Source organism: Brucella sp. H1_1004 (genome assembly GCF_047308065.1).
Lineage (GTDB): Bacteria > Pseudomonadota > Alphaproteobacteria > Rhizobiales > Rhizobiaceae > Brucella > Brucella pseudogrignonensis_B.
The window spans coordinates 299896-315660 of record NZ_JAYKZA010000002.1 but is presented as its reverse complement, the minus strand read 5'-3'; the positions used below and the strand labels follow the sequence as shown (position 1 = coordinate 315660).

Here is a 15765-nt window from a genome sequence, read left to right as displayed (position 1 = left end):
ATCCTTCGTATCAGTACAGTTTAGCAAAATTGTATGGAAACTGTCTCTGCTTAATTTGCCGAATTCACGACACTTTGCCAGAATCATCTCCATGAAACTGCAACAGATCGAAAAGACTTATGAACAAGACTGCGGGTTGGATTAACGGATTTATCGGTGTTCTTATTTTTAGTGGGTCGTTACCCGCAACACGTCTGGCGGTGATCGATATAGACCCGACGTTTTTAACGATGACGCGCGCGTCGATTGCGGGGCTGCTGGGCCTTGCGCTGCTGCTCGCCTTCCGCGCGCCATTTCCCAGCCGAAATGACGTTGTTTCGCTGATTGTTGTGGCGCTTGGTGTGGTGGTGGGTTTTCCATTGCTGACAGGCATTGCACTGCAACACATGACCTCTGCCCATGCAATTGTGTTTATTGGCCTGCTGCCTTTGGCGACAGCCGTATTTGCTGTTTTGCGTGGCGGTGAAAGCCCGCGCCCACTGTTCTGGCTGTTCTCTGTGGCGGGTAGCGCTATTGTTGCGTCTTATGCTTACGGGCAGGGTTCTCAGTCCACGTTACTGGGCGATGTGCTGATGCTCGGCGCGATCATTGCCTGTGGGCTTGGTTATGCAGAAGGTGCGAGCCTTTCGCGCAGACTAGGTGGCTGGCAGGTGATCTGCTGGGCGCTGGTCTTCTCGCTGCCGGTGATGTTGCCGCTCAGCATTCTCACACGCCCTGAGACATGGGCTGGCATCGGCGCCATGGCATGGGGTGGACTTGCCTATGTGACGCTATTCTCGATGCTGATCGGCTTTTTCTTCTGGTATCGCGGGCTTGCGCAAGGCGGTGCGGCAGCCGTTGGCCAACTGCAATTGTTACAGCCATTCTTTGGCCTGATGCTGGCCGCATCGATTGCCGGTGAACCGGTTAGTATGGGTATGGTGCTGACTGCCGGTGTGGTGGTGCTCTGCGTGGCTGGAGCCAAACGGTTTGCTTAGACAAGCTTGTCGCCCAAAAGTGGGAACCAGTTTTGGGATAAAGACAAGCGTTATATGAATCCCCAGACTGTCGTGCGTTTGACTTCAGCATCCTCAAGCGCTCGTGTGACAGGCACTGTATAAACGGCAAGCTGCTCAAGCCGGTTTTTGGGCAGATAGGCGCGGCCCGGATCACCGACGATGATGTGGGCACCGCGAGCGGCAAGCTTTGCAAACCATGGGATCAGACGATCTGCGAGCGGCTTTTCGTAGAACACATCGCCGGCAAGCACCACTTCCCATCCATGATCCTGATTGATCAGATCGGTGAGTGTCGGGGTGATGGTAACACTGTTTGCAGCCGCGTTGATTTCGATAGCTGGCAGCGCAAATGGATCAATATCGGAAGCAAGCACGTTGTCTGCGCCCGCTTTCATAGCTGCAATTGCAACCAGACCTGAGCCGGAAGCGAAATCCAGTACAGTTTTGCCGAAGACCATTTCCGGGTGATCGAGAATATAGCGTGCTACGCCCTGACCACCCGCCCAGGCAAAGGCCCAGAAAGGCGGCGGCAGGCCGATGGTTGCCAGTTCTTCCTCGGTTTTATGCCAGAGGTCGTGGGCTTCATCGGCCAGATAGAGATTGATTTCCGGCACATGCGGCGGCGCTTGCAATCCTGTATTGGCCAGTATGAAATCGCGCGTCGCCTTATGTGCCGGATTAAGCATCAGATTCTGTTCGCGTCCAGTCCGCCCATGCGGCAGACTTCAATCCACTCGTCTTCCGTTACCGGCTGCACCGAAAGGCGCATGGATGTGACGAGCGCCATCTTTTCGAGTTTCGGATTGGCTTTCACATCTTTGAGCGTCACCGGCTTCGGCATATCGCGAACAGCCTTTATGTCCACGCAATCCCAACGCGGATCGTCTGTGGTGCTGTCAGGATGCGAAAGCGCACAGACCTCGACAATGCCGACCACTTCCAGACCTTCGTTGGAATGGTAGAAAAAGCCTTTGTCGCCGATCTTCATGGCGCGCATGTTGTTGCGTGCCAGATAGTTGCGCACGCCGTCCCACTGTTCGCCTTGTTCGCCACGGGCTTTTTGCATTTCCCATGACCATTTGAATGGTTCAGACTTGAACAGCCAGTAAGCCATGACCTGCCCTTATGCGTTTGCTGGATTGTTGATCGCCCAGTTCCATGGGCGCACGGTCACATCAGCAAAAAGGCCAGCCAGTGCGTAAGGATCATTCGCGCCGATCTTTTCAGCTGTTGCCTTATCGGCGGCTTCCACAACGACGAGGCTGCCATTTGGCTTGCCATCTTCACCAAGGAATGGGCCTGCGAATTTCAGCACATCACCCAGCGATTTGAGATAGTCGAGATGGGCCGGACGCGTATCAAGGCGCACTTGCAGATGATCAGGCTTGTCGTTGCACAGAAGAGCAAAAAGCATGTTATTCTAACCTTTTTGTTTATGAATGATCTTATCCGAAATTGGCTTCCCACTTTTCGGGATCATGCATTTTGTTTGAGCATGATCTTATCTGAAAACCGCTACGCCCTTTTCGGGATCATGCTTTAATCCTCAGTCTTGAGTGGTCGGTTTAAAAGCGCGGTAACGGCTTCATCAATCGTGATTTTTCCTGCAAGAAGTGCAGCGACTGCCGAAATGATTGGTGCTGGCACGTCATGTTGTCTGCAAAGTTCGGCAGCTATCGGAGCGGTCGCCACACCTTCCGCCAGCGGGCGGTTGGTGAGATCTTCGCTACGACCGATTGCCAGCCCGTAGGAATAGTTGCGCGATTGCGATGATGAGCAGGTCAGCATCAGATCGCCAAGTCCGGAAAGGCCCATAATGGTTTCTGGCTTTGCGCCCATGGCCTGCGCAACACGGCGCAGTTCGGCAAAGCCGCGCGTGACAAGGGCTGCTTGCGCGCTGGCACCATAGCCGCGCCCGATGGCAGCCCCTGCTGCAAGCGCCAGCACGTTTTTCAGAGCGCCGCCGATTTCAACGCCTTTGAGATCGGTGGTCGAATAGCAGCGGAAGGCTGGCCCGGAGAGCATCGCTGCAAGCTGATCGGCAATGGCTGCGTCTTCACAGGCAATGGTGACTGCCGTTGGCAGACCGCGTGCTACGTCGGTTGCGAAACTTGGGCCGGACAGCGCGCTGATTGTATGGTGTGGAAGCACTTCAGACACCACTTCTGACATGAGGCGTCCTGTCTCGCGCTCGATGCCTTTGGCGCAAAGAATGACGGGTGCGGATTGCGGAATATGCGCGCTTAGTTCCATCAGTCCTTTGCGCATTGCCTGTGCTGGAATAACGACGAGAACCGCATCGGCCTTTTCAAGGACAGCCTTGGCATCCGTGCTGGCGCGAATTCCTGCGGGCAATTCGATCTCGCCGAGATAGGAGGGATTGCGGCGCTGGTCGTTTATATGAGCAACGGTTTGCGCATCGCGTGCATAAAGCCATGCGTCGTGACCGTTGATGGCTGCCATGGCTGCAAGGGCTGTTCCCCACGCGCCGCCACCCAGAACGGCGATTTTAGCGCGTTCGCTCATGCCTTTGCTCCCCGTCGTCCGGTGCCGAACATGGGCGCTGATTTTTCATCAAGCGGCCAGCGTGAACGCGGAGCAAGATTGAGCGAATCAGGGCCTTGGGTTGCAGCCCGCTCGGCACCTGCCCATGCAATCATTGCTGCATTATCGGTGCAGAGATTGAGCGGCGGTGCGATGAAGCTGAAACCATGCTTTTCGCAAAGCTTCTCCAGCGCGGCCCGCAAGGTTTTGTTGGCTGCAACACCACCTGCAACGATGAGCGACGGTGTTTCGCAATCCGGGAACTCATCCTTGAACCGCTCGAGCGAGCGCTTCACACGATCTGACAACGTATCGGCAACCGCATCCTGAAACGATGCGCAGATGTCAGCTACATCCTGATCAGAAAGAGGGCTAAGTTCTGTTGCGGTCTGGCGCACAGCCGTCTTGAGGCCAGAGAATGAGAAATCGAGCCGGGCTTCACCCTTAAGTGGGCGTGGCAGCGGGAACCTTTTCGGGTCGCCCGTTAGCGCCATGCGTTCAACAGCCGGACCACCCGGATAAGGCAGACCAAGCAGCTTGGCAGTCTTGTCGAAAGCCTCCCCCAGAGCATCGTCGATTGTCGTGCCAAGGCGTTCATAATCACCAAGACCACGCACAAGAACCATCTGCGTATGACCGCCGGATACCAGCAGCAGCAGATACGGAAATGGGAGGTTGTCGGTCAGTCGTGCTGTGAGCGCGTGGCCTTCCAGATGATTGACCGCATAAAACGGCTTGTTCGCAGCCATGGCCATCGCCTTAGCAGTCATCAGGCCGACGATAAGACCGCCGATAAGCCCGGGACCGGCGGTCGCGGCAATCGCGTCCACATCATCGAGCGGCACATTGGCGTCTTTCAGCGCACGTTCCACCAGCCGGTCGAGCGCTTCAACATGGGCGCGGGCGGCAATTTCCGGCACCACGCCGCCGTAAGGTTCGTGTTCGGCGATCTGGCTGAGCACCACATTGGACAAAATATGCCCTTTGCCGCTATCGTCGCGTTCAACGATGGCGGCGGCTGTTTCGTCGCAACTTGTTTCTATTCCAAGAACGCGCATTTGCGGTTAGACCCTGCCTGTCTCATAACTTTACATAATATTTCCCGGAAACCCGGTATCATGGACGGCGCGATATGCAAACAGCATCCTTGAAGATTGGCAGCTTGAAGATCGGTACAAGGGGCAGCAAGCTTGCGCTCGCGCAGGCCTATGAAACGCGCTCCCGTCTGATTGCCGCGCATGGCTTCAATGAAGATGCGATCGAAATCGTGCCCATGTCCACTGCCGGAGATCGTATCCAGGATCGCCCGCTGTCGCAGGTTGGTGGCAAGGGGCTGTTTACCGAAGAGATCGAAGCAGCGCTGAAAGATGGCCGCATTGATCTGGCTGTGCATTCCACCAAGGATATGCCGACTGTTCTGCCGGAAGGTCTTCATCTTTCCGCATTCCTAGAGCGCGAAGATCCGCGTGATGCTTTTGTCGGTCGCACCTCCAAGCGTTTTCTTGATCTGCCGCAGGGGGCTGTGGTTGGCTCATCCTCGTTGCGCCGTCAGGCAATGATCAAGCGTCTGCGGCCTGATCTTCACGTGGTGATGTTCCGTGGCAATGTCCAGACACGTCTGCGTAAACTCGAAGAAGGCGAAGTGGATGGAACATTTCTTGCGTGTGCCGGTTTGCGACGGCTTGATCTGGCAGATGTTATCACCGATTTGCTCGATCCGTCGGTGTTTTTGCCAGCGCCGGGACAGGGTGCAATCGGGATTGAAACCCGTATTGGCGATGAAAAAATCGATGCACTGTTAAAGCCATTGGCGCATCATGACACGCATGTGGCGCTGGCCTGTGAACGTGCATTCCTTGCGACGCTTGACGGCTCTTGCCGCACGCCGATTGCCGGTCTTGCGATTGTGAATGGTGACACGATTTCATTTCGTGGGATGATCCTGACGCCGGATGGTCGTGAGGCGCATGAAGTGACGGCTGAAGGTTTGGCGTCCGATGCAGCCGAGCTTGGATCGGATGCCGCCAAGCGCGTGCGCGCGGAAGCGGGTCCAGATTTCTTTGAGGGCTGGGAGTAACATTGGCAGCTGAGCACAAGACAGGAACGCGCGGCCCTGTTCTGATCACAAGGCCCGAACCATCGGCATCAGTGACGGCAGCAAAGCTTGCCGCACTCGGTTTTTCGCCGGTTTTGATGCCTTTAAGCCGTACGGTTGCTCTGGAGTTTTCTGCCGCGAATCAATCCTTCGACGCACTTGCTGTGACCAGCGCCAATGCATTCCGGCATGTGCAGGACGATTTTCTCCGGCTTTATAAAGCATTGCCGCTGTTTGCCGTTGGTGAGGGCACGGCGCGTGCCGCGCGTGCAGCGGGTTTTGATCAGGTGATTGAGGGCGGCGGTGATGCCGTTCGTCTGGCGGCGAGCATGGCAGAACATTTGCCAAAAGGCGCACGGGTTTTTTATCTCGCCGGACGGATACGTCAGCCGATCTTTGAAGAACGTGTGCTGCAGGCTGGCCTTAAAATGCGGGTCTGCGATGTTTATAACGTCGAGCAGATTGGCTATTCTGATGATGAAATCAGAGCGCTTTTGCCCAAAAGTCCATTTGTCGCGGTTTTGCTTTATTCGGGCGTCGCTGCGCAGTATCTGGCTCGGATGATGCCGCAGATTGAGGCCGCATTTGGCTCGGATACGCAGTTTTTGTGCATTTCTGGCCGGGTTGCGGAGCAATTGCCGGAGAAATGGAAAACGCAGAAACGCATCGCCGACCATCCTGACGAGAAGGGAATTTTTCGTTTGGTTTCCAAACTTTGACTCTTTTGGGCGCAACCTTCCTTCATCTCGTGATTTTATCTGATAAGCTTCACAAAAATTCTTTGCACACCGAGAGGACCCATGGCGAAATCTGGCACTCCGCGGCATTCCAAACCGACCACCAAACCCGTGACGATCAGTCTTGATCCGTCGGATGTTAAACGCGTTGATGAAGCAGCAGCGCCGAAGGTGACGCCGGCTGCTGAGCCAGTGGGTGATGCAGCAGTGAAAATGGACCCCAAGCCAGAAGAAAAGCCTGTGTTCAAGCCGGAAAGCAAATCAGAAAAGCCACCCTTTACTGCCGGTGTGAAGCCAGAGGCGTCGCGTTCTAGCGTCGCTGCGTCAGTCCCAGCGCAAAAATCGGGTTCAGGCGGCTCTCACTTGCTGGCAGGTGTTGCAGGTGGTGTGATTGCACTGGCTGGTCTTTTTGCATTGCAGTGGGGCAATGTCGTGCCATCGCCCGGCGCAAGAGTGACCGCCGAACAGCTGGCCCATATTGAGCAGCAGATTGCAGATTTACGCTCCAATCCAGCGCCTGCGCCACTTGATGACGCCAGCAAGGCGCAGCTTGCAGATTTGCAGAAAAATGTTGAGGCAGCTGAAATCAAGGCGGAAGCCGTGGCCGCAACTTTGACAGAAGTTCAACAGCAGTTTGCGTCGCTTCCAAAGTCAGATGCCGCTCCCGTGGACATTTCGGCCTTGACGGAGCGCCTTAGTGCGCTCGAAACGCAGTTAAGTGATGCAAAGAATCAGGCTGATCAGGCGGCAGCTGGTGTTTCTGGCAACAGCGGCACAATTTCAAACCTTGAACAGAAGCTGGTTTCGCTTGAGGGCAAGGTGAGTGAAAACGCGCGCCAGCCCGATGCGTCCGTATTGATTGCTGCCAATGCACTGAAGACTGCGATTGATCGCGGTGGTTCATATAAGGCTGAGCTCGATACATATGCCTCGGTTGCTCCGCAGGATAAGGCAATTGAAGGACTGAATGCCTTTGCACATTCAGGTGTGCCGACAGTTGCTGATCTCAATGCATGGTTTGGGCCGGTCGCTAACAAAATCATCGCCACTGAAAACAAGCTGCCTGCCGATGCCGGTGTGTGGGATCAGCTGGTAGCCAGCGCGAAGGGGCTTGTCAGTGTGCGTCCGGTCGCGGGCAATGTCAGCGGCACTGGCGCAGGTCCGACAACGGCCCGCATGGAAGCGGCCCTGCATGCTGGTGATCTGGAGCGCGCGATTGCTGAATGGGAGCAGCTGCCCCCTGACGCGAAAGCTGTTTCGGCAGAGTTTGCGAGCCAGATGAAGGCGCGTCGTGACGCTGATGCGCTTATTCAGCGCGTCGTCACTGAAAGCATTAAGCCAAAGAACGCAACAGACGCCACGGCGCCAAACTAAGGAGCCGTTCATGCTGCGTGTGATTTTTTACTTCGCTATCGTTGTTGCTCTCGGTTTTGGTTTCTCATGGCTGGCTGATCGACCCGGCGAACTTGATGTCACCTTTGCTGGCAATCATTACAATGTGCCGCTGATTACTGCTGCCGCAGGTGTCGTGGCAATTGTGGCTGCAATTCTGATCCTCTGGTGGGTCATCAAAAGCACCATTCAGTCGCCTTACACGTTGCGCCGTCATTTTCGTTCGCGCAAACGCGACCGGGGGTATCAGTCGCTTTCAACAGGCTTGATTGCCGCTGGTGCCGGTGATGCAGAAGCTGCCCGCCGTATGGCAAAGCAGGCCGGTACCCTGCTTGATCCTGATCTGGAGCCGATGATCAAGTTGCTGGAAGTTCAGACGGCCATGCTTGAAGGCCGTTCGGATGATGCGCGCAAGGCATTTGAGGCCATGGTTGAGGACCCTGAAACCCGACTTCTGGGCTTGCGCGGACTTTATATTGAGGCGCAGCGCATGGGCGCACGCGAAGCGGCACGTCACTATGCGACAGAAGCCGCGAAACATGCACCGCAGCTTGAATGGGCGTCGTCTGCCGTTATGGGGCAGCTTTGCTCGGAAGGTGACTGGGATGGCGCGCTTAAATTGGTTGATGCGCGTAAACAGGCCCTCTCGCATAGCAAAGATGTTGTGAAGAAGGAGCGTGCAGCGCTTCTGACGGCCAAAGCAATCGCAACTGTTGATGTCGATCATGCAAATGCCAAGGCGATTGCGCTTGAAGCCAACAAGCTTGCGCCTGATCTGGTGCCCGCGGCTGTCGTTGCAGCGCGGGCATTGTTTGCTGATGGCGAAGTGCGCAAGGGGTCGAAAATTCTAGAGGCCGCGTGGAAGCGTGCTCCGCATCCCGATATTGCATCGACCTATATTTATGGTCGCGCTGGAGACACAGTGCAGGACCGTCTCAAACGGGCAAAGCACCTGGTGACGCTCAGGTCCAACAATGCCGAAGGCAGTCTGGCGCTTGCGCGGGCTGCTTACGATGCGGGCGATTATCGTCTGGCGCGAGAAAATGCCGATAAGGTGTTGCGCGGGTCGCCGCGTGAAAGCGCTTATCTTTTGCTGGCAGACATTGAGGAAGCCGAAACAGGCGATCAGGGCAAGGTGCGTCAGTGGCTTGCACAGGCGGTGAAAGCACCGCGCGATCCGGCATGGACCGCTGATGGTTATGTGTCTGAACAGTGGTCGCCTGTATCGCCTGTGACCGGACGCCTGAACAGCTTTGAGTGGAAAGTACCTGTCGAGCAGCTTTCACCGGTGATTGAAGTGGAGAAGCCCGAAATTGCAGCGGCTGTTGAAGATTCTGTTTTGACAAGCAATGCGATTATTCCGGCTGAAAAACTTAAACCGAAGCCGCAAAATGATGATGTGATTGAGGCGGAGGTGGTCTCGCCAAAGCCTGTTGAGGTTAAGCCAGAGCCCCAAAAACCTGTAATTCAGCAGGTCGAGAAGCCAGCATTTATCGATGCAGCCGGGCCGGACAGTGATGAGACGGACAAAAAACGGACGGCTCATATCATTGTGGATGACCCGGGTGTTGATGAAAGCACAGCATCGCAAAAGCCGCAAAGCGGGCTTCGTCTGTTCTGAATTGGCGCATTGGCGTGTAGATTGTTGCTTAAAGACCACGCGATGCCGTCTTTCGCTGTTGAAAGACGGCATCGTCGCTTTCCAGTCTTGTCTCATATTTCCATCCCGTTAGTTTTAAAGTTTCTAAAGAAGAGCAGACCGAGTTGGTCTTTTGCGGTTTGAGACTTGGCGAGGGTGAATGTTCGAGCGGTTGCTGGATTTTCTGAAAGAGTTGCCTGGAAGCGGTTTACGTGAGCGGGGCGAAAAGTTTTCCGACGATGATCCAAGACTGGCTGCAGCAGCGCTGATGTTTCACATCATGGATGCTGATGGTGATGCGCGTGAGGTAGAGCGCGCCAAGCTTTCGGTCACGCTTGCACAGAAATATGGACTGAAGGGCGATGCTCTTAAGCAGCTTCTCCGAGCTGCCGAAGAGGCTGATCAGGAATCAATCAGCCTGTCGGATTTTACATCTGTTCTCAAACGCCATCTCGACTATCAGGCTCGGCTCGATTTCATCGCCCTGATGTGGAACATTGTCTATGCCGATGGTGTTGCAAGCGAAGTCGAGGTTGATGTGATGTGGCGTGTTGCCGATCTGATTGGCATCAAAGCTGAAGATCGGGATCAGATTGAAACGCGTGTTCAGGCCGGGAATATCAGCGCGTCAGAAGCCTGACGCTCTGATCGGAAATTAGGTGCGCCCTTGCAAATTGCGCGCTTTGCGCAGTTGCGGGAACATCGCGGCCCACGCAGCCGCAACAGCGATGGAACCTATTCCGCCAATAACAACGGCAGGTACCGCACCAATAGCCGCAGCCATAAGCCCGGCGCGGAATTCACCCAGCTCGTTTGATGCGCCGACAAACACCATATTGACCGCATTGACGCGTCCGCGCACGTGGTCTGGCGTCCAGAGCTGCATCAGCGTTTCGCGGATATAAACGCTGATCATATCGGCAGCACCGGCAAGAGCCAAAGCGATAATCGACAGCCAAACGAGTGTCGACACGCCAAAGATGATATTGAATAAGCCAAATAGACCGACAAAGACGAACATCACTCGACCTGCATGATCGCGGATCGGGTGACCTGCAAGCCAGATCGCGGTCAGGACGGCACCAATACCGGGTGCAGAGCGTAGCAAACCTAATCCCCATGGTCCGAGATCGAGAATGTCACGGGCATAAATCGGTAAAAGCGCGACCGTGCCACCAAGCAGAACAGCGAAGAGATCAAGCGAGATGGCGCCCAGAACAATCTTTTCTTTCCAGATATAGCGGAAACCAGCAAGCATGGAGGTAAGCGAACGCTCCTCCATCGTCGTATGTTGCCTTGGTTTTGGGATCGAGAAAATCAGGACCGAACCTGAAATCAGAAAAACTGTTGCGACACCATAAGCTGCAAGATGTGAGATACCATAGAGCAATCCACCGGCAACCGGGCCGACAATTGTTGCTACCTGCCAGGCTGATGAGTTCCATGAAACTGCATTGGCAAAATCTTCTGTCGGAACGAGGTTTACAACTAGAGAGGCTGACGATGGTCCAAGAAATGCGCGGGCAATCCCGAACACCAGAAGGGCTGCGAAGACAATTATCGGCTCGAAATCACTCAACAGCGTGAGCAAAAGCAGAAATGCAGTGACACCTGCTTCCAATATGAGCGACAAGCCCATGACAAGGCGTCGGCCAAACCGGTCAGCAGCGGCACCCGTCAACAAAACCAGCAGCAGGGCGGGTAGAAACTGTACGAGCCCTACCATGCCAAGATTGAAGGCATCGCGGGTTTGGTCATAAATTTGCCAGCCGACCGCGACGCTGACGATCTGAACGGCAAATGCGCTCAGGAAGCGTGCGGCCCAATATTTTTTGAACGACGTATGACGGAATGCGGCATAGCGATCCGCATGGGTGGCATCAGTGCTGGGGGACATTGCTCAGAACATCTGTGAAAGGGAGTTCTGTCTTATAGTAATTTATTGCGAGCAATGATCACTTTTTCTTGGAAAATCGAAACTTTTGAAAGATCTGGTGTGGTTTGCTTTAAAACACATAGTTGAAAAATAAAAAGACCGGTTTGACCCGGCCTTTTCGATGATTGCGCATAAAAAACAAACAGATAGAGCATTTCTAATGATTCAATGAAAACTGGAAATGCTCTAGGGATGCTGATCAGTCTTTACCGAGTAGGCCTTTCCAGATAATTGCACCGATCGCAGCCCCAAGTAGTGGAGCCACCCAGAATAACCACAGCTGGCCGAGCGCGTTGGTTTCGGCAAAGAGAGCTGCTGCCGCTGAACGTGCTGGATTCACCGAGGTGTTACTGATGGGGATAGCCACGAGATGGATCAGCGTAAGGGAAAGACCAATGGCGATCGGTGCAAAGCCTTTTGGCGCAGAAGAGGATGTTGAGCCGAGAATCACGATGAGGAAGAATGCTGTGAGCACGATTTCCACAATCAATGCAGAAGTTAGGCTGTAGCCGCCGGGTGAAAGTTCACCATAGCCATTGGATGCAAAGCCACCAACTGTGAAGCCAGCCTTGCCTGTGGCAATAAGATAGAGAATTGCCGCCGCGGCAATGCCGCCCAAAACTTGCGCGACCCAATAAGGGATGAGATTTTTGGCCTCAAAACGACCGGCGACCAGAAGGCCGAGCGAGACGGCTGGGTTAAAATGGCCACCGGAGATGCCACCAACGGCGTAAGCCATTGTCAGGACCGTCAAGCCAAAAGCAAGAGCGACACCGGCAAAGCCAATGCCGAGCTCAGGATATGCAGCAGCAAATATGGCGCTGCCGCAGCCGCCGAAAACAAGCCAGAATGTTCCGAAAAATTCCGCAGACAATTTATTCAACATGGAAGTCCCCAGTGTTGGTGTCGTGATGATGCCAATGCGAATCAATTTCTCAAATATATATCTATGAATTTATTGCTTCAATTGCATTTTATAGGACTTATATTTAATCAATATTTCTAATATTTAATATTTTAATATAAATTACATTTGTATTGATGGAGATTGCTTCAATTGATGGTGAAATATTAAATATACTTTATAAATCCGTAATTTAGCCGCCTTTATGCCTTAATTTAAATCGTGTTTGTTTTTGGCGAGTATATTGCGGTAATGGGTGAGCACGGGCTATAAGAAGCTTGTTCAGGCAGATAATTGCGATGAAATCGATCTAGGTACGCGGGTGTTTCGTGGGGCGTTTTAGGGAGTTGCCAGTCTTGAATAGTCAATTTCAGGCGCGAACATGCAGATTGGTTTTACAATCGGCCATGGTGATTGGAATCGGTGCGGCTGTTTCCGGGTGCACCGCGACGACGTGGTCAGAAACGGTCAGGATCGATAGCAGGCCACCAATGCCAACGGAATGTGCAGGCTGGCAGAGGATTGATCTTAAACAGCGCACGACGATGATTTTGTTGCGGGAAGACGCGCGCCTCGTCACTGACATTGACTCTCATAACCTCAAGGGCCGTAATCTGGGCTGCTGGGAATAATTAACATCGGCTTTCGTGGATAATTTGCATCGTTTATTCCGCAATTATTTTTTGCGGAGTGATTTGGTGCGTCCGCTCCAAGATTTGCCCAATTTTTCTGCGTTATAGAAAATCAAATCTCTCGTAATTTTTACAGGTGATTTTAATATAATTAACCTCACATTAACCATGGGGGTTAAAGGTCATTTTAAATTAGATTTCATCCGCAGCACCGATTGGTGGGCGGACAATTCAGAGAAGCGCAGCGGTGATACGTTTTGAGAATGTTGGCCTGAGATATGGCATGGGGCCAGAAATCCTGAGGGATGTCAGCTTCCATATTCCACCGCGCTCATTCCAGTTTCTGACTGGCCCGTCAGGCGCGGGCAAGACCTCGCTATTGCGACTGCTGTTCATGGCGCTGAAGCCAACTCGTGGACTTATCAATATTTTCGGCAAAGATGTTGCGCGTCTCGACCATAAAGCTGTGCCGTTACTTCGGCGCCGTATTGGAATTGTGTTTCAGGATTTTCGTCTTCTCGATCACATGACGACCTATGAAAATGTTGCGCTTCCTTTGCGTGTACGTGGCAAAGAAGAAGCCACTTATCGTCATGAAGTCGAAGAGCTTTTGCATTGGGTTGGTCTTGGTGATCGTATGAACGTGCTGCCACCTGTCCTTTCAGGTGGAGAAAAGCAGCGCGCGGCGATTGCACGTGCGCTGATTGATCAGCCGGAACTGCTGTTGGCCGATGAGCCGACAGGCAATGTCGATCCTCCACTTGCAAAGCGTTTGTTACGGCTTTTCGCTGAGCTTAATCGTTCGGGCACCGCGGTTATTATTGCGACGCATGATTTATCTTTGATGGATCAGGTGAATGCGCGCCGTATGATCATAGAACATGGACGGCTCGATATTTATGAATAATGCGCGCAGAAACAGCCAAAACGCTTTCGCGAAAGCCATGACAGATCTCCGCATACGCTTTGAAGATCTCAAAGATATGCTGCTGGTGCGCATCGGTAAACGCAGAAAGCGTCAGGGACCAAATCCCATTGTTCCTGATGGAAGTGTAACCGGAACAGCTTTGGTCACCGTCATTGCGATCATGACCTTTCTTGCTTGCCTCACGCTTGGCGGTGTCACCCTTGTGCGAACATCGGCTGCGCAATGGCAAAGCCAGATTGCACGTGAAGCAACTATCCAGATCAGGCCTGTCGACGGGCTGGACATGGATAAGGCGCTGTCGGATGCCAGCAGCATTGCTCGCGGTTTTTCCGGGGTCAAAGACACCAATATTATCGACAAGGACGCAACGGCACGGTTGCTTGAGCCATGGCTTGGCAGTGGTCTGAATATTGACGAATTGCCAGTGCCGCGTCTTGTCGTGGTCACGATCGATGAAAACGCGCCGCCGGATTTTGAAACCATGCGGACGGAGATTTCGCGCGCTATTCCAAGTGCCAGTTTTGATGATCATCGCACCTGGGTCGACAGACTTGTTTCGATGGCCAATACGACTGTGCTTATAGGGACTGGCGTTCTGTCACTGGTTATTGCTGCCACGGTTTTGACGGTGATTTTTGCCACGCGCGGCGCGATGTCAGGCAACGGCCATATCATTGAAGTTCTGCATTTTATCGGCGCAGAATCAAAATTCGTTGCGCGTGAATTTGAATGGCACTTCTTCCGCACGGCGCTCAAAGGTGCCTTGTTTGGCGGCGGTGCAGCTATGTTTGTGTTCTTCTGCTTTTCCTGGTGGGCATCCCGACGCATGGGAACACCGGCTGGCGATCAGGCCGCGGCGATGTTTGGCAATTTCGCGATTGGTCGTGAAGGCTATATCGGTGCTGCAGCAATTATCATTCTTGTGAGCTTTTTGACGATGCTGACAAGTCGGCTGACGGTTGTTCGTCAACTTGCGACGATGGATGGTCCGGGAGTGCGGGCTGAATGACAGCTTTTTTTGCTCATACCGATCGCAAATCGCGAATTCCTGGCAGCTTTCCGACATATCGCCGCAATGGTAGCTATGATGGCAAGTCGAACGAACACGCAGTTGAATATCGGGAAAGCAATGATGCAGCGGCACGCCAAGAAGCAGGGGCGCATATGGGCGCTGTGGTATGGCGCCGCAGTAGCACTATTGACGCGCCCTCTGGACTTGCACTGGCGGGCGCTAAATTTCTATGGTCGCTTTTAATGCGTGTATTCCGTCGACTTCAGCCTGTTTCCATTTTTCTGTTTTTGGTGATTGTCGCCTTTCTGATCGGCTTTGTTGTGTTCAGTGAGAAAGTGACAAGCATGCAATCGCCTGCATTGGATACGCCTGCTGATGCAATTGTCGTTCTGACAGGTGGCCAGTCGCGTATTCAGGCGGCGCTTGACCTTTTGAAAAATAAGCAGGGCAAGCGACTGCTGATCAGTGGCGTGCATCCTTCGACCAATGAAAAAGATTTGCAGCGCGCCACACATACGGATGCGAGCCTGTTTAACTGTTGCGTCGATCTTGATCGCTCAGCGCTGAATACGGTGGGGAATGCGACTGAAAGTGAACGCTGGATACGTGCCAACAAGTATCGCCGCGTGATTGTTGTTACGAACAATTACCACATCCCACGCAGTATTCTTGAGATGTCATCGCGGATGCAGGACGTGGAATTCGTGCCTTATCCGGTGGTCAATGGTGAGAAGCGCGCTCATAGCTGGGTTGCTGAAAGCGATACGCTGCGCGTGCTATTTATCGAGTATATTAAATATATTGGCGCGGCCATTCGTGTGGGCGGAGCGAAGATTTTCGGCGAAGCTGCCTAATCCTTTCGTGATCATGCGCAATTGATCGTCTTGTGCAACGATTTCCTTATGGAAAAATTTCGGCTTCCTGATATATCGGGTGCCGCTGCTTTCT

Annotated in this window: 17 protein-coding genes; 10 read left to right on the top strand and 7 right to left on the bottom strand. The window is 53.4% G+C overall.

Going from position 1 to position 15765, the window contains the following annotated elements; all coding sequences use genetic code 11:
* Positions 1 to 119 precede the first annotated feature (119 nt).
* Positions 120 to 977 carry a DMT family transporter gene (locus U2P60_RS08755; protein WP_313827399.1) on the top strand — a complete coding sequence of 286 codons (858 nt, stop codon included), beginning with the start codon at positions 120 to 122 and terminating at the stop codon, positions 975 to 977.
* Positions 978 to 1027: 50 nt separating this feature from the next.
* On the opposite strand, the gene U2P60_RS08750 is transcribed toward U2P60_RS08755, so the two are convergent.
* The 5 genes from U2P60_RS08750 to tsaD form a co-directional block, all read right to left on the bottom strand.
* A complete protein-coding gene (locus U2P60_RS08750) occupies positions 1028 to 1684 on the bottom strand; it encodes a class I SAM-dependent methyltransferase (protein WP_413572243.1) in 657 nt (218 codons plus the stop codon).
* Positions 1684 to 2112 carry an EVE domain-containing protein gene (locus U2P60_RS08745; protein WP_413572242.1) on the bottom strand — a complete coding sequence of 143 codons (429 nt, stop codon included), beginning with the start codon at positions 2110 to 2112 and terminating at the stop codon, positions 1684 to 1686. The genes U2P60_RS08750 and U2P60_RS08745 overlap by 1 nt, the downstream gene beginning before the upstream one ends.
* Before the next feature lie 9 nt (positions 2113 to 2121).
* On the bottom strand, positions 2122 to 2412 hold the full coding sequence (locus U2P60_RS08740; protein WP_313827395.1) for a YciI-like protein: 291 nt from the start codon (positions 2410 to 2412) through the stop codon (positions 2122 to 2124).
* Positions 2413 to 2537: 125 nt separating this feature from the next.
* A complete protein-coding gene (locus tag U2P60_RS08735) occupies positions 2538 to 3524 on the bottom strand; it encodes an NAD(P)H-dependent glycerol-3-phosphate dehydrogenase (RefSeq protein WP_413572240.1) in 987 nt (328 codons plus the stop codon).
* The gene (tsaD, locus tag U2P60_RS08730; protein ID WP_413572239.1) at positions 3521 to 4600 is read right to left on the bottom strand and encodes a tRNA (adenosine(37)-N6)-threonylcarbamoyltransferase complex transferase subunit TsaD; all 1080 of its coding nucleotides are present in this window, start codon (positions 4598 to 4600) and stop codon (positions 3521 to 3523) included. The genes U2P60_RS08735 and tsaD overlap by 4 nt, the downstream gene beginning before the upstream one ends.
* A 74-nt stretch (positions 4601 to 4674) precedes the next feature.
* Between tsaD and hemC the strand changes: the two genes are divergently transcribed.
* From hemC to U2P60_RS08705, 5 genes are all read left to right on the top strand, one after another.
* Positions 4675 to 5619, top strand: a complete 945-nt coding sequence (gene hemC / locus U2P60_RS08725; protein ID WP_413572238.1) for a hydroxymethylbilane synthase — start codon at positions 4675 to 4677, stop codon at positions 5617 to 5619.
* 2 nt (positions 5620 to 5621) lie between these two features.
* Positions 5622 to 6356, top strand: coding sequence for a uroporphyrinogen-III synthase (locus tag U2P60_RS08720; protein WP_413572237.1), 735 nt, complete (start codon positions 5622 to 5624; stop codon positions 6354 to 6356).
* Between the two features lie 81 nt (positions 6357 to 6437).
* On the top strand, positions 6438 to 7748 hold the full coding sequence (locus U2P60_RS08715; RefSeq protein ID WP_413572235.1) for a hypothetical protein: 1311 nt from the start codon (positions 6438 to 6440) through the stop codon (positions 7746 to 7748).
* A gap of 10 nt (positions 7749 to 7758) precedes the next feature.
* Positions 7759 to 9387: a heme biosynthesis protein HemY gene (locus tag U2P60_RS08710; protein WP_413572234.1), complete on the top strand. Its 1629-nt coding sequence runs from the start codon at positions 7759 to 7761 to the stop codon at positions 9385 to 9387.
* 178 nt (positions 9388 to 9565) lie between these two features.
* Positions 9566 to 10045 (top strand): TerB family tellurite resistance protein, encoded by a 480-nt coding sequence (locus U2P60_RS08705; protein ID WP_413572232.1) that lies wholly within the window; start codon positions 9566 to 9568, stop codon positions 10043 to 10045.
* 15 nt (positions 10046 to 10060) lie between these two features.
* Here the strand turns inward: U2P60_RS08705 and U2P60_RS08700 are convergent, their stop codons facing one another.
* Together U2P60_RS08700 and aqpZ are read right to left on the bottom strand one after the other, a co-directional pair.
* Positions 10061 to 11302, bottom strand: coding sequence for an MFS transporter (locus U2P60_RS08700; RefSeq protein ID WP_413572231.1), 1242 nt, complete (start codon positions 11300 to 11302; stop codon positions 10061 to 10063).
* A gap of 238 nt (positions 11303 to 11540) precedes the next feature.
* Complete coding sequence (gene aqpZ / locus U2P60_RS08695) at positions 11541 to 12227, bottom strand: aquaporin Z (RefSeq protein ID WP_413572230.1); 687 nt, start codon at positions 12225 to 12227, stop codon at positions 11541 to 11543.
* Between the two features lie 374 nt (positions 12228 to 12601).
* On the opposite strand from aqpZ, the gene U2P60_RS08690 reads away from it, so the two are divergent.
* The 4 genes from U2P60_RS08690 to U2P60_RS08675 all read left to right on the top strand — a co-directional run bounded on the left by U2P60_RS08690 (position 12602) and on the right by U2P60_RS08675 (position 15671).
* On the top strand, positions 12602 to 12877 hold the full coding sequence (locus tag U2P60_RS08690) for a hypothetical protein (protein ID WP_409558621.1): 276 nt from the start codon (positions 12602 to 12604) through the stop codon (positions 12875 to 12877).
* Positions 12878 to 13160: 283 nt separating this feature from the next.
* Positions 13161 to 13784: a cell division ATP-binding protein FtsE gene (ftsE, locus tag U2P60_RS08685; RefSeq protein ID WP_313827384.1), complete on the top strand. Its 624-nt coding sequence runs from the start codon at positions 13161 to 13163 to the stop codon at positions 13782 to 13784.
* Between the two features lie 37 nt (positions 13785 to 13821).
* Positions 13822 to 14814 carry a cell division protein FtsX gene (locus U2P60_RS08680; protein ID WP_413572228.1) on the top strand — a complete coding sequence of 331 codons (993 nt, stop codon included), beginning with the start codon at positions 13822 to 13824 and terminating at the stop codon, positions 14812 to 14814.
* Entirely contained in the window at positions 14811 to 15671 is an 861-nt protein-coding gene (locus tag U2P60_RS08675) for a YdcF family protein (protein ID WP_413572227.1), read from the top strand. The genes U2P60_RS08680 and U2P60_RS08675 overlap by 4 nt, the downstream gene beginning before the upstream one ends.
* The last annotated feature ends 94 nt before the right edge of the window (positions 15672 to 15765 follow it).

What these genes read in the sequence shown, in the direction of transcription:
- U2P60_RS08755 (WP_313827399.1), top strand. Translation starts at nt 120, where the DNA reads ATGAACAAGACTGCGGGTTGGATTAACGGATTTATCGGTGTTCTTATT.
- U2P60_RS08750 (WP_413572243.1), bottom strand. Translation starts at nt 1,684, where the DNA reads ATGCTTAATCCGGCACATAAGGCGACGCGCGATTTCATACTGGCCAAT.
- U2P60_RS08745 (WP_413572242.1), bottom strand. Translation starts at nt 2,112, where the DNA reads ATGGCTTACTGGCTGTTCAAGTCTGAACCATTCAAATGGTCATGGGAA.
- U2P60_RS08740 (WP_313827395.1), bottom strand. Translation starts at nt 2,412, where the DNA reads ATGCTTTTTGCTCTTCTGTGCAACGACAAGCCTGATCATCTGCAAGTG.
- U2P60_RS08735 (WP_413572240.1), bottom strand. Translation starts at nt 3,524, where the DNA reads ATGAGCGAACGCGCTAAAATCGCCGTTCTGGGTGGCGGCGCGTGGGGA.
- tsaD (WP_413572239.1), bottom strand. Translation starts at nt 4,600, where the DNA reads ATGCGCGTTCTTGGAATAGAAACAAGTTGCGACGAAACAGCCGCCGCC.
- hemC (WP_413572238.1), top strand. Translation starts at nt 4,675, where the DNA reads ATGCAAACAGCATCCTTGAAGATTGGCAGCTTGAAGATCGGTACAAGG.
- U2P60_RS08715 (WP_413572235.1), top strand. Translation starts at nt 6,438, where the DNA reads ATGGCGAAATCTGGCACTCCGCGGCATTCCAAACCGACCACCAAACCC.
- U2P60_RS08710 (WP_413572234.1), top strand. Translation starts at nt 7,759, where the DNA reads ATGCTGCGTGTGATTTTTTACTTCGCTATCGTTGTTGCTCTCGGTTTT.
- U2P60_RS08705 (WP_413572232.1), top strand. Translation starts at nt 9,566, where the DNA reads ATGTTCGAGCGGTTGCTGGATTTTCTGAAAGAGTTGCCTGGAAGCGGT.
- U2P60_RS08700 (WP_413572231.1), bottom strand. Translation starts at nt 11,302, where the DNA reads ATGTCCCCCAGCACTGATGCCACCCATGCGGATCGCTATGCCGCATTC.
- aqpZ (WP_413572230.1), bottom strand. Translation starts at nt 12,227, where the DNA reads ATGTTGAATAAATTGTCTGCGGAATTTTTCGGAACATTCTGGCTTGTT.
- ftsE (WP_313827384.1), top strand. Translation starts at nt 13,161, where the DNA reads ATGGGGCCAGAAATCCTGAGGGATGTCAGCTTCCATATTCCACCGCGC.
- U2P60_RS08680 (WP_413572228.1), top strand. Translation starts at nt 13,822, where the DNA reads ATGACAGATCTCCGCATACGCTTTGAAGATCTCAAAGATATGCTGCTG.
- U2P60_RS08675 (WP_413572227.1), top strand. Translation starts at nt 14,811, where the DNA reads ATGACAGCTTTTTTTGCTCATACCGATCGCAAATCGCGAATTCCTGGC.